Here is a 13,754-nt window from a genome sequence, read left to right on the forward strand (position 1 = left end):
GTGTTACCGTGGAATCCCGTGGATCGCGTGATCACTTTGCTGATCGGCACGGCGGTTCGCACGACCGCTACGGACGACACGGGAGCAGGCCTTGGCCCCTTCAGCACGGACGACCAGGCACATTTTCGTCACCGGGGGCGTCGCCTCCTCGCTGGGTAAGGGCCTCACCGCCTCCAGCCTCGGCAACCTGCTGACCGCGCGCGGGCTGCGCGTGGTGATGCAGAAGCTCGACCCGTACCTCAACGTCGACCCGGGGACGATGAACCCGTTCCAGCACGGCGAGGTCTTCGTCACCGAGGACGGCGCGGAGACCGACCTCGACGTCGGGCACTACGAGCGTTTCCTGGACCGGGCGCTCTCCGGCAAGGCGAACGTCACCACCGGCCAGATCTACTCGGACGTGATCGCCAAGGAACGGCGCGGCGAGTACCTGGGCGACACCGTCCAGGTCATTCCGCACATCACCAACGAGATCAAGGCCCGGATCCTCGGCATGGCCGACCCGGACGTCGACGGCCAGGTCCCGGACGTGGTGATCACCGAGGTCGGTGGCACGGTCGGGGACATCGAGTCGCTGCCGTTCCTGGAGGCGATCCGCCAGGTCCGCCACGACCTGGGCCGGGACAACTGCTTCTACCTGCACGTGTCGCTGGTGCCGTACCTGGCCCCGTCGGGCGAGCTGAAGACCAAGCCGACCCAGCACTCGGTGGCGCAGCTGCGCAGCATCGGCATCCAGCCGGACGCGATCGTGCTGCGCTGCGACCGGGAGATCCCGGAGAAGCTCAAGGAGAAGCTCTCGCTCTACTGCGACGTCGACTCCGAGGCGGTCGTCGCCGCCCCGGACGCGCCGAGCATCTACGACATCCCGAAGGTGCTGCACCGCGAGGGCCTCGACGCGTACGTGGTGCGCCGGCTCGGCCTGTCCTTCCGCGACGTGGACTGGACCAGCTGGGACGACCTGCTCGACCGGGTGCACCAGCCGCACCACACCGTCACCGTCGCGGTGGTCGGCAAGTACGTCGACCTGCCCGACGCGTACCTGTCGGTCAGCGAGGCGATCCGGGCCGCCGGCTTCGGCCACCGGGCCCGGGTACAGCTGCGCTGGGTGCCCAGCGACGACTGCGTCACCCCGGCCGGCGCGGCGGCCGCCCTGGCCGGCGCGGACGGCATCCTCATCCCCGGCGGCTTCGGCGTACGCGGCATCGAGGGCAAGATCGGCACCGCCCGGTACGCCCGGGAGAACGGCATCCCGCTGCTCGGCCTCTGCCTCGGCCTGCAGTGCATGACCATCGAGGTGGCCCGTCATCTCGCCGGCCTGGACGGGGCGAACTCGCTGGAGTTCGACGAGGAGGCGAAGCACCCGGTCATCGCCACCATGGCCGACCAGGAGGACATCGTCGCCGGCAAGGGCGACCTGGGCGGCACCATGCGGCTCGGGGCGTACCCGGCGAAGCTGGCCGAGGGGTCGGTCGTCGCCGAGGCGTACGGCAGCACCGAGGTCAGCGAGCGGCACCGCCACCGGTACGAGGTGAACAACGCCTACCGTGAGCAGCTCACCAGGGCTGGCCTGCACATCTGTGGCACCTCGCCGGACGGCCGGCTGGTCGAGTTCATCGAGCTGGACCGCAGCCTGCACCCGTTCTTCGTGGCCACCCAGGCGCACCCGGAGCTGAAGAGCCGTCCGACCCGTCCGCACCCGCTCTTCGCGGCGTTCGTGAAGGCGGCCGTGGCGTACTCGGAGGCGGACCAGCTCCCGGTCGACATCGACCCCGCCCCGGCGGAGGCGCCGGCGGTGAAGAAGGCGAGCCGCAACGGCGGCGCCCCGGCGACGACGGCGGCATCGGCGTCGTGAGCGAGCGAACCGCTCGGCTCAGCAGCGAGGCGGCGGGCGTCGTCGAGCACCGGTACGAGGTGTCCGAGCACCGGGAGGTCTGGCGGGGCCGGATCTTCTCGGTGGTCAGCGACGAAGTCAACATGCCCGGCGGCGGCACGGCGGCCCGTGACTACGTCAAGCACGTCGGCGCGGTGGCCGTGGTGGCGCTGGACGACGCCGGCCAGGTGGTGCTGATCCGTCAGTACCGGCACCCGGTCGGCCGGCACCTCTGGGAGCTGCCGGCCGGCCTGATGGACGTCAGCGGCGAGGATCTCGCCGCCGCGGCGGCGAGGGAGCTGGCCGAGGAGGCCGACCTGACCGCCGGCACCATCGACGTCCTGGCCGACCTGCACAGCTCGCCGGGCTTCACCGACGAGGTGGTCCGGGTCTTCCTGGCCCGGGACCTGGCCGACGTGCCGGCGGAGCAGCGGCACCAGCGCAGCGACGAGGAGGCCGACCTCCAGGTGGTCCGGGTCGACCTCGACGAGGCGGTCGGGATGGTGCTGGCCGGGGAGATCACCAACGCCTCCTGCGTGGCCGGGCTGCTCGCCGCCGCCCGGGCCCGCGACGCCGGCTGGTCGGTGCTGCGGCGCTCGGACGCGCCGCTGCCGCGCTGAGGCGGGGTACGACGACGAAGGGGCCGCGCGGTGACACCGCGCGGCCCCTTCCGTCTCGAGCGCCGGTCAGTCGCGCAGCGGCCGGCCCTGGCCGTCGACGCCGCCGTTGACCAGGATCAGGATCCCGTCGATCAGGCCCCAGATGCTGCCGATGCCGCAGGTCACCAGCGTCACGACGAGCTGAATCACGCCGGTCTTGGTGTCGCCCATGTAGAACCGGCCGACGCCGAAGCCGCCGAGGAGGATCTGCAGGATGCCCGCGACGACCTTGCTCTTGTCGGAGATGCCCTGCGGGTACTGCGGGTAAGGAGGAGCGGTCATGGAGCGACACCTTAGTGATCCACTGCGATCCTGTCGGCAGCGCCACCCCGGCGCTGGGACGATCAGCGGGAAACACTGTCCTGACAGCTGAGGGTGGTCTCCGCCGTCGGCCCGGTCGACGCCTGACACTTCGTCAGGACGACCGGGCACCGGATGTCACAGTGCTGGCTCCTGGGACGCACCCGCACGCCTAGACTGCCGCCGGCGGGACCGGTCGACCGCGCCGGCAATGGGGCCGGCGCGGGGCCGAGCAGTCGGGGAGTGAGCAGCCCCGGAGAGAGGTGTCTGCATCGTGAAGGTCGGAATCCCACGCGAGGTCAAGAACCACGAGTACCGCGTGGCGATCACGCCGGCGGGCGTCAACGAGTTCACCCGCCACGGGCACGAGGTCTTCGTCGAGTCCGGCGCAGGCGTCGGGTCCAGCATCACCGATGACGAGTTCGCCGCGGCCGGCGCCAAGATCCTGGCCACCGCCGACGAGGTGTGGGACACCGCGGAGCTGGTGCTCAAGGTCAAGGAGCCGATCGCCGAGGAGTACCACCGGATGCGCGAGGGGCAGGTGCTCTTCACCTACCTGCACCTGGCCGCGTCGAAGGAGTGCACCGACGCGCTGGTCGACCGCAAGGTCACCGGCATCGCGTACGAGACCGTCGAGCTGCCCGACCGGTCCCTGCCGCTGCTCGCCCCGATGTCCGAGGTGGCCGGCCGGCTCGCCCCGCAGGTGGGCGCGTTCTACATGATGCGCACCGGTGGCGGTCGGGGTGTGCTGCCCGGCGGCGTCTCCGGCGTGTACGCGGCGAAGACCGTCGTCATCGGCGCCGGTGTCTCCGGCCTGAACGCCGCCGCCATCGCGCTCGGCCTGCAGTCCGAGGTGCTGCTGCTGGACAAGAACGTCGCCCGGCTGCGCCAGGCCGACGCCATTTACCGGGGGCACCTGCAGACGGTCGCCTCCAACGCGTACGAGATCGAGCGGGCGGTGCTCGACGCCGACCTGGTCATCGGTGCGGTGCTGGTGCCGGGCGCGAAGGCCCCGAAGCTCATCTCCAACGAGCTGGTCTCCCGGATGAAGCCGGGCAGCGTGCTCGTCGACATCGCCATCGACCAGGGCGGCTGCTTCGAGGACTCGCGGCCCACCACGCACGCCGACCCGGTGTACAAGGTGCACGACTCGATCTTCTACTGCGTGGCGAACATGCCCGGCGCGGTGCCGAACACCAGCACCTACGCGCTGACCAACGTCACCCTGCCGTACGCGCTGGAGCTGGCCAACCAGGGCTGGCGGCAGGCGCTGCGCAACGATCCGGCCCTGGCCCTGGGCCTGAACACCCACGACGGGCAGGTCGTCTACGGCCCCGTCGCCGACGCGCACGGCATGGCGACCCTGCCGCTGGCCGAGGTGCTGGCCTGACCGCGACGCAGGAGCGGGCCGGCGAGGGCGGGGGCGGGGAGCCCGCGCCGGCCCTGCGCCGTGCCGTGCGTGGCTACCTCGACCACCTGACCGTCGAGCGCGGCCTCTCGGCGAACACGCTGGCGTCGTACCGCCGGGACCTGGAGCGGTACCTGGCCACCCTGGCGGCGGCCGGCGTCACCGACCTCGCCGTCGTCGGTCCCGGCCTCGTCGAGTCGCACCTGGCCCGGCTGCGTGCCGGCGACGACGGGCATCCGCCGCTGGCGGTCTCCTCCGCCGCCCGGGCCGCCTCCGCCGTGCGTGGGCTGCACCGCTTCGCCCTGCGCGAGGGGATGGCCGGCGCGGACCCCAGCCGGGACGTCCGCCCGCCCACCCCGCCGCGCCGGCTGCCCCGGGCGCTGCCGGTGGACGACGTGGTCCGGCTGCTGGAGACCGCCGGTCCGGTGGACGCCACCGGCGACGGCGCGGCACTCGCGCTGCGTGACCGGGCGTTGCTGGAGTTCCTGTACGGCACCGGCGCGCGCATCTCCGAGGCGGTCGGCGCGGCGGTCGACGACCTCGACGTCGACGAGGGCACCGCGACCCTGCGCGGCAAGGGCGGCCGTACCCGGCTGGTGCCGATCGGCGGGTACGCCGTGGCGGCGCTGCGCGCCTGGCTGGTGCGGGCCCGTCCCGGACTTGTCGCCGCCGGGCGGGGCACGTCGGCGGTCTTCGTCAACGCCCGCGGTGGCGCGCTCACCCGCCAGGGCGCCTGGACCATCCTGCGCCGGGCCGCCCAGCGGGCCGGTCTGCCGGTGGACGGGCCGCACGCGGTCTCCCCGCACACCCTGCGCCACTCGTACGCCACCCACCTGCTCGACGGCGGCGCCGACGTGCGGGTCGTGCAGGAACTGCTCGGTCACGCCTCGGTGACCACCACCCAGGTGTACACGCTGGTGACCGTGGACCGGCTGCGCGAGGTGTACGCCACCGCGCACCCCCGCGCCCTCGGCTGACGTGCGGGAGCGCACCCGGCCGACACGCCGGACCGGTACCGAACGCGCCGCTGGTCGGTGGCGTAGAGTCGGTTTCGGCGCGGACCTCCTGGGAGCGACATCCGGGGTGCGCAGCGGCGCCGCGAAGGACGTCGGACGGCTCCGACGCCGGGTGGTCGTCGGGAGGGGGCAACGAGGACATGGCTGGCAACGGTGACCGTGCCGACGCCTGGACGTCGGAGCTCCGCGAGCAGCAGGCGTCGCTCGGCGCCGACCTGGGTCCGGCCGACCCGGCCGCCTACACGATGCGCAAGCCGATCCCCGAGCCGATGCCCACCGACCGGCACGGCCCGGCGCGGATCATCGCGATGGCCAACCAGAAGGGCGGCGTCGGCAAGACCACCACCACCATCAACCTGGGCGCCGCGCTCGCCGAGTACGGCCGCAAGGTGCTGCTGGTCGACTTCGACCCGCAGGGCGCGCTCTCGGTGGGGCTCGGCGTCAACCCGCACAACCTCGACCTGTCGGTCTACAACCTGCTCATGCAGGACGACGTCACCGCCGAGGACGTCCTGATCAAGACCGACGTCGCCGGGCTGCACCTGCTGCCGGCCAACATCGACCTCTCCGCCGCCGAGATCCAGCTGGTGAACGAGGTCGCCCGGGAGATGGCCCTGGCGCGGGTGCTGCGCAGCGTCCGCAAGGAGTACGACTTCATCCTGATCGACTGCCAGCCCTCGCTGGGCCTGCTGGCGATCAACGCGCTGACCGTCGCGCACGGGGTGCTCATCCCGCTGGAGTGCGAGTTCTTCAGCCTCCGCGGCGTGGCGCTGCTGCTGGACACCATCGACAAGGTACGCGAGCGGCTCAACTTCGACCTGGAGCTCGAAGGCATCCTCGCCACCATGTACGACAGCCGCACCACCCACTGCCGGCAGGTGCTCCAGCGGGTGGTCGAGGCGTTCGGCGACAAGGTCTACCAGACCGTGATCACCAAGACGGTCAAGTTCCCCGAGTCCACCGTGGCCGGGGCCCCCATCACCACCCTCGACCCGGCCTCCTCCGGTGCCCGCAACTACCGGCAGCTGGCCCGTGAGGTGATCGCCGCCCAAGCCGACCGGTAGCCGGAGCGCTGGACGTCCGCGACGTGGACTACGGTCTTCCGGTGACCGCGCCACCCCTCGACCCGCCCGCGACGCCGCAGCAGCCGCCCGTGGTGGCGGCCGAGGCCGCCGCCGAGGTGGCGACGGACGCGGCAGGTGTGCCGGCGGCGGAGCAGAGCAGCGGTTTCACCGTCCGGCTGGCGAACTTCACCGGCCCCTTCGACCTGCTGCTGCAACTGATCAGCAAGCACAAGCTCGACGTCACCGAGGTGGCGCTGCACCGGGTCACCGACGAGTTCATCGCCTACATCCGGGCCATGGGCGACCAGTGGGACCTCGACGAGACCAGCGAGTTCCTGCTGATCGCGGCCACCCTGCTGGACCTGAAGGCGGCCCGGCTGCTGCCCGCCGCCGAGGTGGAGGACGAGGAGGACCTCGCTCTGCTGGAGGCGCGGGACCTGCTCTTCGCCCGGCTGTTGCAGTACAAGGCGTACAAGGAGGCGGCGGCGCACATCGCCGCGCTGGAGGCGGTCGGCGGCCGCCGGTACCCGCGTGCGGTCACCCTGGAGCCCCGCTACGCCGAGGCGCTGCCGGACCTGGTGCTCGGCATCGGCCCGGAGCGGCTGCGGGCGCTGGCCGTGCGGGCGATGACCCCGAAGCCGACGCCCGAGGTGTCCATCGCGCACGTGCACATGGTCCGGGTCAGTGTCCGGGAACACGCCGAGATCATCACCGGGCGGCTGCGCCGTGCCGGCACGGCCACCTTCTCGCAGCTCTGCGCCGACTGCGAGATCACCCTGGAGGTGGTGGCCCGGTTCCTCGCGCTGCTGGAGCTGTACCGGCAAGGGCTGGTCGTCTTCGTCCAGGAGCAGGCTCTGGAGGAGCTGACCGTACAGTGGACCGGCCCCGCCGAGGGCGACACCGAACTGCACGTCGACGAGTACGCCGGCGCTCCCGCCGAACCCGCTCCCGCCGAACCCGCCGCCGGCCCGTTGATCACGGACCCGGCTGGTGCCGGCCCGTCCGCGGGGCCGTCCGCCGGCCCGTCGGCCGTGGACGCGGCTGGTGCCGGGCCGTCCGCCGTCCCGCCGCCGGCCGTCCCGCCGCCGGCCGTCCCGCCGCCGGCCGTCCCGCCGTCGTGACCGGCCGACGTCGTCGTGATCGACTCCGTTGCGGGGACGTGGCGGTGTCGGAGCGACCCGGACACCGCCACATCGCGGACCTGGAGTGGATCATGTCGCCTCACCCGGGGCGCAGCAGCCGAGGAGCCGATGGAGGAGGAACAGGGTGACCAGTGACGAGGAGCGCCGGAACTCGCTGGCCGACCAGGCCGCCGCCTGGATCCCCCCGTGGCAGCGCCCCACTCCGCCGAAAGAGCCCACCCCCGACCCCGCCGCTGCCGACTCCGACCCCGCCGCCGACGCTGCCACCCGCGACTCCGGCCCCGTCGCTGGCGATGCTGCCACCCGCGACTCCGACACCGCTGCCGGCGATGCTGCCACCTCCGGCCCCGCCAATGCCGCCGGCGCTGCCAACCCCGACCCGGCCACCGCCGCCTCGTCGTCCGCCTCGCGGGCCGAGCCTGAGATCTTGGACACTTACCGTTCGTCAGGAACAGGAACTGTCCAAGATCTTGCCGCCGCCACCGTCTCAGCGCTGCCCACCGGGCCCGCCACGACCCGTGACGGCGAGCCGGTGGAGTCTGCCGACGTTGGTGTGCCCGGCGTGGAGCGGGCTGGCGTGGGCCCGGACCGGGTTGCGCTGCGCGGTGACGGTGAACCGGCGGAGCCGGCCGACGCCGGGGTGCCCGGCGTCGAGCCGGCCGGCGTGGGCCGGGACCTGGTTGCGCTGCCCGACGCCGGCCCCGACGGCGCCGAGCCGGCCGGGGACCTGCCGGCGGAGAGCACCGCGGCGGGCGTACCGGGGAAGCGGGGACGGCGGCGGGTGACGCCCGCGCCGGAGCCGGCGCCGGTGCTGGACGACGCCGAGCTGCGCGGCGCGTTGGAGGCGATCCTGCTGGTGGTGGACGAGCCGGTCAGCGAGTTGACCCTCGCCCAGGTGCTGGAGCAGTCCCCGGAGCGGATCGGCCCGATGCTGGACGAGATCGCCGCCGGGTACACCGCAGCCGGGCACGGCTTCGAGCTGCGTCGGGCCGCGGGTGGCTGGCGTCTCTACACCCGGCCGGAATACGCGACCTACGTCGAGCGGTTCGTGCTGGACGGGCAGTCGGTGCGGCTGACCCAGGCCGCTCTGGAGACGCTCGCGGTGATCGCCTACCGGCAGCCGGTGACCCGTTCGCGGATCGCGGCCATCCGGGGTGTGAACTCCGACGGGGTGATCCGTACCCTGGTCTCCCGCGGGCTGGTCGAGGAGTGCGGCGCCGAACCGGACAGCGGGGCGTTCCTCTACCGGACCACCACGATGTTCCTGGAGAAGCTGGGGCTGAACTCGGTCGCCGATCTTCCCCCGCTCGCCCCGTTCCTCCCCGACGACGTAGAAGAGCTTGCCGATGCGACGCGATGACCGTGCCCCGAAGCCCGACGCCCCCGTGTACGAGGGTGCCGAGCGCCTGCAGAAGGTGCTCGCCGCCGCCGGTGTGGGCTCCCGGCGTGCCTGTGAGGACCTGATCTTCCGGCGTCGGGTCACCGTCAACGGGCGGGTCGCGCAGCTCGGCGACAAGGCCGATCCGACCCGGGACGTCATCCACGTCGACGGGGAGCGGTTGCAGGTCGACACCCGCCTGGTCTACCTGGCGATGAACAAGCCGCGCGGGGTGGTTTCCACGATGGCGGACGAGAAGGGACGTACGGCGCTCGCCGACTTCCTCGGCAACCGGGTGGAGCAGCGGGTCTACCACGTCGGGCGGCTCGACGCGGACAGCGAGGGCCTGCTGCTGCTCACCAACGACGGCACCCTGGCGCACCGGCTGATGCACCCGTCGTACGGGGTGCCGAAGACGTACCTGTGCGAGGTGTCCGGGCCGATCCCGCGCAACCTGGGCAAGCGGCTCGCGGCCGGGGTGGAGCTGGAGGACGGGCCGGTGACGGTCGACTCCTTCCGGGTGGTGGACACCCTGGGCAAGACCGCCCAGGTGGAGCTGACCCTGCACGAGGGGCGTAAGCACATCGTCCGGCGGCTGCTGGCCGAGGTGGGGCACCCGGTGGCCCGCCTGGTCCGTACCTCGATCGGGCCGATCCGCCTCGGTGACCTGCGGGCCGGGCGGACCCGGCGGCTGACCAACGCGGAGGTCGCGGCCCTGTTCAAGGCCGTGGGTGACTGACCCCGCCGGGTGGGGTAACCGTGCCGGTAGGCTTCGACGCGGCCGGCGGGCCGGCGGGTGGCGCGGGGGGTCGCCTCCGGCGGTGTCACGCGTGGCCGGACCGCGCGGCGCGGGCATGATGGACGACGATGGACAACCGCTCAACGGCACCGGAGATCACGGTGACCCGCGAGGTACGGGCTGAGGAGGACAACGGTGGAGGAAAACGTACGGACCGGGCGCTGCGTGGTCGCTGTGGACGGGCCGTCCGGTTCGGGTAAGTCCACCGTCTCGCGCCGGCTCGCTGCCGGCATCGGTGCCCGCTACCTCGACACCGGCGCGATGTACCGGGCGATCACCTGGGCGGTGCTGCGCTCCGGGGTCGACCTGACCGACGCCGAGTCGGTGGCCAAGGTCGCCGGTGAGGTCGACCTGCGCATCGGCACCGACCCGCAGGGGTACGGCGTGACCGCCGACGGCGTGAACGTCGACGCCGAGATCCGTGGCCCCGAGGTGACCGGCGCGGTGTCCGCCGTGGCCGCCGTGCCGGCGGTGCGTGCCCTCCTCGTCGCCCGGCAGCGTCAGATGATCGCCAACGCGGGCCGGATCGTGGTCGAGGGCCGCGACATCGGTTCCGTGGTGGCCCCCGACGCCGACCTGAAGGTCTACCTGACCGCCTCGGAGGCGGCGCGTGCCCGACGGCGCAGCGCGGAGGACGCGGTGGACGTCGCGGCGACCGCCGCCGACCTGGCCCGTCGGGACAAGCTCGACTCGACCCGCAAGGTCAACCCGTTGCAGCAGGCGCCCGACGCCGTGGAGCTGGACACCACCGAGCTGGGCATCGACGAGGTCGTCGCCGAGCTGCGCGAGCTGCTCACCGAGCGGGGAGTGGCATGAGCGACGACAACGGTGGCTGGGTGGAGCTGCGCGAGCCGGATCTCGACGTCGAGGAGCCGTCCGGGCCGCAGCCGGTGGTGGCCGTGGTCGGCCGTCCGAACGTGGGCAAGTCCACCCTGGTCAACCGGATCATCGGCCGCCGCCAGGCGGTCGTCGAGGACATTCCCGGGGTGACCCGGGACCGGGTCCCGTACGACGCGCAGTGGAACGGCCGGTCGTTCACCGTGGTGGACACCGGTGGCTGGGAGCCCGACGCCCGGGACCGCGCCGCGGCGATCGCCGCGCAGGCCGAGATCGCTGTCGCCACCGCCGACGTGGTGGTCTTCGTGGTTGACGCGATGGTCGGGTCGACCGATGTGGACGAGGCCGCGGTGAAGATGCTGCGCCGGAGCGCCAAGCCGGTCATCCTGGTGGCCAACAAGACCGACAACACCGCCATCGAGATGGAGGCGACCTCGCTCTGGTCGCTCGGCCTCGGTGAGCCGTACCCGGTCTCCGCGCTGCACGGCCGGGGTTCGGGTGAACTGCTCGACGCCATCATGGACGCGCTGCCCGAGGCGCCGAAGATCGTCGAGAACCGCCCGCGCGGCCCGCGCCGGGTGGCGCTGGTCGGCCGCCCCAACGTCGGCAAGTCGAGCCTGCTGAACCGCTTCTCCGGTGAGGAGCGGGCGGTGGTCGACTCGGTCGCCGGCACCACCGTCGACCCGGTCGACAGCCTGGTGCAGATCGGCGGGGAGACCTGGCAGCTGGTGGACACCGCCGGTCTGCGCAAGCGGGTCGGCAAGGCCTCCGGCACCGAGTACTACGCCAGCCTGCGGACCGCCTCGGCGATCGAGGCGGCCGAGGTCGCCGTAGTGCTGCTCGACTCCAGCGAGGTCATCAGCGAGCAGGACCAGCGCATCCTCTCCATGGTCGTCGAGGCCGGCCGGGCCCTGGTGATCGCCTTCAACAAGTGGGACCTGGTCGACGCCGACCGCCGGTACTACCTGGACAAGGAGATCGACCGGGAGCTGCGCCGCATCCCGTGGGCGATCCGGCTGAACCTGTCGGCCCAGACCGGCCGGGCGGTGGACAAGCTCGCGCCGGCGCTGCGCAAGGCCCTCGCGAGCTGGGAGACCCGGGTGCCGACCGCGCAGCTCAACCAGTGGCTCACCGCGCTGGTGCAGGCCACCCCGCACCCGGTGCGTGGTGGCCGGGCCCCGAAGATCCTCTTCGCGACCCAGGCGGGCGTCGCCCCGCCCCGGTTCGTGCTCTTCACCACCGCGCCGCTGGACGCGGGCTACCAGCGCTTCGTCGAGCGCAAGCTGCGCGAGGAGTTCGGCTTCGAGGGCAGCCCGGTGGAGATCTCCGTACGCCCGCGCAAGAAGCTCGGTCCCGGCGGCCGGGGCAAGGCGCACGGCTGATCCTGGCACACCGGACGCCGGGTGGAGCAGCACGCTCCACCCGGCGTTTCCCTTCGCCCACCCTCCTAGGACGCCCTAGGGATGGTGACACGGCGCGTCGACGACGGGGACGCCGTCCGGGCGGGGCGGGTGGTCTCCGTCGGAAGGCATCCACCGACCCTGGCCGCCAGTTCATCGACGCGTAGGGTCGGTCACACGGACGAAGACCGCGAACATTTCGCCGGGCAGCTGTGGCGCTGCCGGTTCATGAACTGGTTGACGTCTTGCAGTGGGTCTTGCCGAGCTACACGGAAGCGGGAGACGGCCTACGAAGGATGTGGGTCCTGGCGACCGCGATTCAAGCTGAGGATCAGCCGGACCGCCAGACCTGGCTCTGGTCGCCTGGCCTGACCGTGACCATTACGACGGTGGCCTGGGACCCGACCAGGGTTTGTGGGAGGACGGCCACTGCGCAGTGTGCGAGATCGAGGTGATTTCGCATGCCAAGCGGGCGTACTGCCCCGTGTGGGGCTCCAGGTGTGCCTGACCTGAGGCCATTCCGACGAGGGTCGCTGGTCAGCGACCCGGTCGATCGGGATCAGTGTGCCGTCGAGGACTGTGTAGGCCGGCGGGCCTTTGCGCGATCCGTTACGGATGCCCATGAACGAACCCTCAACCGCTTCGAACCACAGCCGCATCGCCGAGCCGGCGCCGGCTCGGCGAAGATCACGGTCCACGATCCACGGGGCACTTGTGTTCCCAATTGGTCGACCTGGACGTGTATCCCGAATCGTGACGGCGGTCCTGAGTCTCGACCCCAAAGAACCGGTTGCTGTACTTCGCTGTTGCAAGATCAGAAAGGGTCACCCGGGATATCCGAATGGACTCTGACCTGCGTAGATCGACCGTTGCGCCAAGAACGCGTAGGGTCCTGGATCCATGAAGGTCCTGATCTCTGTAGACATGGAAGGCATCTCGGGGATCGTGCATCCCACCGAGACGAACCCGGATCGGTACGACTATGAGCGCGGCCGGGTCTTGATGACGGCCGAGGCGAACGCAGTGATTGCCGGTGTTTTCGACGCCGAGCCCGACGCCGTGGTGTGGGTCGTCGACGCACACGGACCGTTCCGGAACATCCTGCCGGAGGACCTCGACCGGCGTGCTCACCTCGTGCGAGGCAAACCCCGTCCGCTGGGCATGCTCGCTGGGCTGGACGAGCACACGGATGCCGTTATGTTCATCGGCTATCACGCTCGGGCCAGCGCCGGGCCCGCCGTGCTGGCGCACACGATGAGTGGCGACATTCTCGACGTGCGGGTGGCCGGACGGTCGCTGGGCGAAATCGGCCTCAACGCCGCCATGGCGGGACACCTGGACACGCCGGTCGTTCTGCTCAGCGGGGACGATACCGCCTGCATGGAATTCAGTGAGCTGGTGCCCTCGGCGGTCACCGTCGCCGTCAAGCAGGCCCTGGGTCAGGCCGCCGCGGTGGCCCTACACCCGCAAGAGGCACGGGAGCGGCTGCGCCGCGCTGCCGCCGATGCAATCACCCAGCGCGCATCGATCCCCCCGCCGAAGATAGCCGGGCCGTTAGACGTCGAGGTCGACCTGTACGGCCCTTACATGGTCGACCTCGCCGTTCTGGTGCCGGGTGTGACCCGCGTCGGCGGGGGCCAAACGGTCGCCTTCCACGCCGCTGACTTCGCCGACGCCTATCGGCTAGTTCAACTGCTTGTCCAACTCGCCACTATCAAACCCGGCTAGCGCGGGAAGCGGCCTTCCGCCCGTGCTGCCGGCCGGCCCGGCTGATGCCGGCCGCAGGTCGCCAGTTGGCCGGGCCCTGCCGGCGCGGCCCGCTTTGCGGGCCGCCTTGACGAAGTGAAGAGAGCAACTGGCAGGGACAAATGCTGACCCTTG

Annotated in this window: 12 protein-coding genes; 11 read left to right on the forward strand and 1 reads right to left on the reverse strand. The window is 71.8% G+C overall.

Going from position 1 to position 13,754, the window contains the following annotated elements; translation table 11 throughout:
- Positions 1–91: 91 nt before the first annotated feature.
- Together GA0070560_RS10905 and GA0070560_RS10910 are read left to right on the forward strand one after the other, a co-directional pair.
- Positions 92–1,852, forward strand: coding sequence for a CTP synthase (locus tag GA0070560_RS10905; RefSeq protein WP_091294518.1), 1,761 nt, complete (start codon positions 92–94; stop codon positions 1,850–1,852).
- The gene (locus tag GA0070560_RS10910; protein WP_091294520.1) at positions 1,849–2,490 is read left to right on the forward strand and encodes an NUDIX domain-containing protein; all 642 of its coding nucleotides are present in this window, start codon (positions 1,849–1,851) and stop codon (positions 2,488–2,490) included. Before GA0070560_RS10905 ends, GA0070560_RS10910 begins: the two co-directional genes overlap by 4 nt.
- 66 nt (positions 2,491–2,556) lie before the next feature.
- Here the strand turns inward: GA0070560_RS10910 and GA0070560_RS10915 are convergent, their stop codons facing one another.
- Complete coding sequence (locus GA0070560_RS10915) at positions 2,557–2,877, reverse strand: TM2 domain-containing protein (protein WP_245675481.1); 321 nt, start codon at positions 2,875–2,877, stop codon at positions 2,557–2,559.
- A gap of 226 nt (positions 2,878–3,103) precedes the next feature.
- On the opposite strand from GA0070560_RS10915, the gene ald reads away from it, so the two are divergent.
- The 9 genes from ald (at position 3,104) to GA0070560_RS10965 (ending at position 13,601) form a co-directional block, all read left to right on the forward strand.
- Positions 3,104–4,219 carry an alanine dehydrogenase gene (gene ald, locus GA0070560_RS10920; RefSeq protein WP_091294525.1) on the forward strand — a complete coding sequence of 372 codons (1,116 nt, stop codon included), beginning with the start codon at positions 3,104–3,106 and terminating at the stop codon, positions 4,217–4,219.
- Positions 4,216–5,214: a site-specific tyrosine recombinase XerD gene (locus GA0070560_RS10925; protein ID WP_091294969.1), complete on the forward strand. Its 999-nt coding sequence runs from the start codon at positions 4,216–4,218 to the stop codon at positions 5,212–5,214. The genes ald and GA0070560_RS10925 overlap by 4 nt, the downstream gene beginning before the upstream one ends.
- A 179-nt stretch (positions 5,215–5,393) precedes the next feature.
- Positions 5,394–6,317 (forward strand): ParA family protein, encoded by a 924-nt coding sequence (locus GA0070560_RS10930; RefSeq protein WP_091294527.1) that lies wholly within the window; start codon positions 5,394–5,396, stop codon positions 6,315–6,317.
- A gap of 41 nt (positions 6,318–6,358) precedes the next feature.
- Complete coding sequence (locus GA0070560_RS10935) at positions 6,359–7,438, forward strand: segregation and condensation protein A (protein ID WP_091294972.1); 1,080 nt, start codon at positions 6,359–6,361, stop codon at positions 7,436–7,438.
- Between the two features lie 598 nt (positions 7,439–8,036).
- Positions 8,037–8,819, forward strand: coding sequence for an SMC-Scp complex subunit ScpB (gene scpB, locus GA0070560_RS10940; protein ID WP_425412636.1), 783 nt, complete (start codon positions 8,037–8,039; stop codon positions 8,817–8,819).
- The gene (locus GA0070560_RS10945) at positions 8,806–9,576 is read left to right on the forward strand and encodes a pseudouridine synthase (protein ID WP_091294533.1); all 771 of its coding nucleotides are present in this window, start codon (positions 8,806–8,808) and stop codon (positions 9,574–9,576) included. Before scpB ends, GA0070560_RS10945 begins: the two co-directional genes overlap by 14 nt.
- 195 nt (positions 9,577–9,771) lie before the next feature.
- Positions 9,772–10,452 carry a (d)CMP kinase gene (cmk, locus tag GA0070560_RS10950; protein ID WP_091294535.1) on the forward strand — a complete coding sequence of 227 codons (681 nt, stop codon included), beginning with the start codon at positions 9,772–9,774 and terminating at the stop codon, positions 10,450–10,452.
- A complete protein-coding gene (gene der / locus GA0070560_RS10955) occupies positions 10,449–11,855 on the forward strand; it encodes a ribosome biogenesis GTPase Der (protein WP_091294538.1) in 1,407 nt (468 codons plus the stop codon). The genes cmk and der overlap by 4 nt, the downstream gene beginning before the upstream one ends.
- Before the next feature lie 918 nt (positions 11,856–12,773).
- A complete protein-coding gene (locus tag GA0070560_RS10965; protein ID WP_091294542.1) occupies positions 12,774–13,601 on the forward strand; it encodes a M55 family metallopeptidase in 828 nt (275 codons plus the stop codon).
- The last annotated feature ends 153 nt before the right edge of the window (positions 13,602–13,754 follow it).

This window comes from Micromonospora halophytica, assembly GCF_900090245.1.
Lineage (GTDB): Bacteria > Actinomycetota > Actinomycetes > Mycobacteriales > Micromonosporaceae > Micromonospora > Micromonospora halophytica.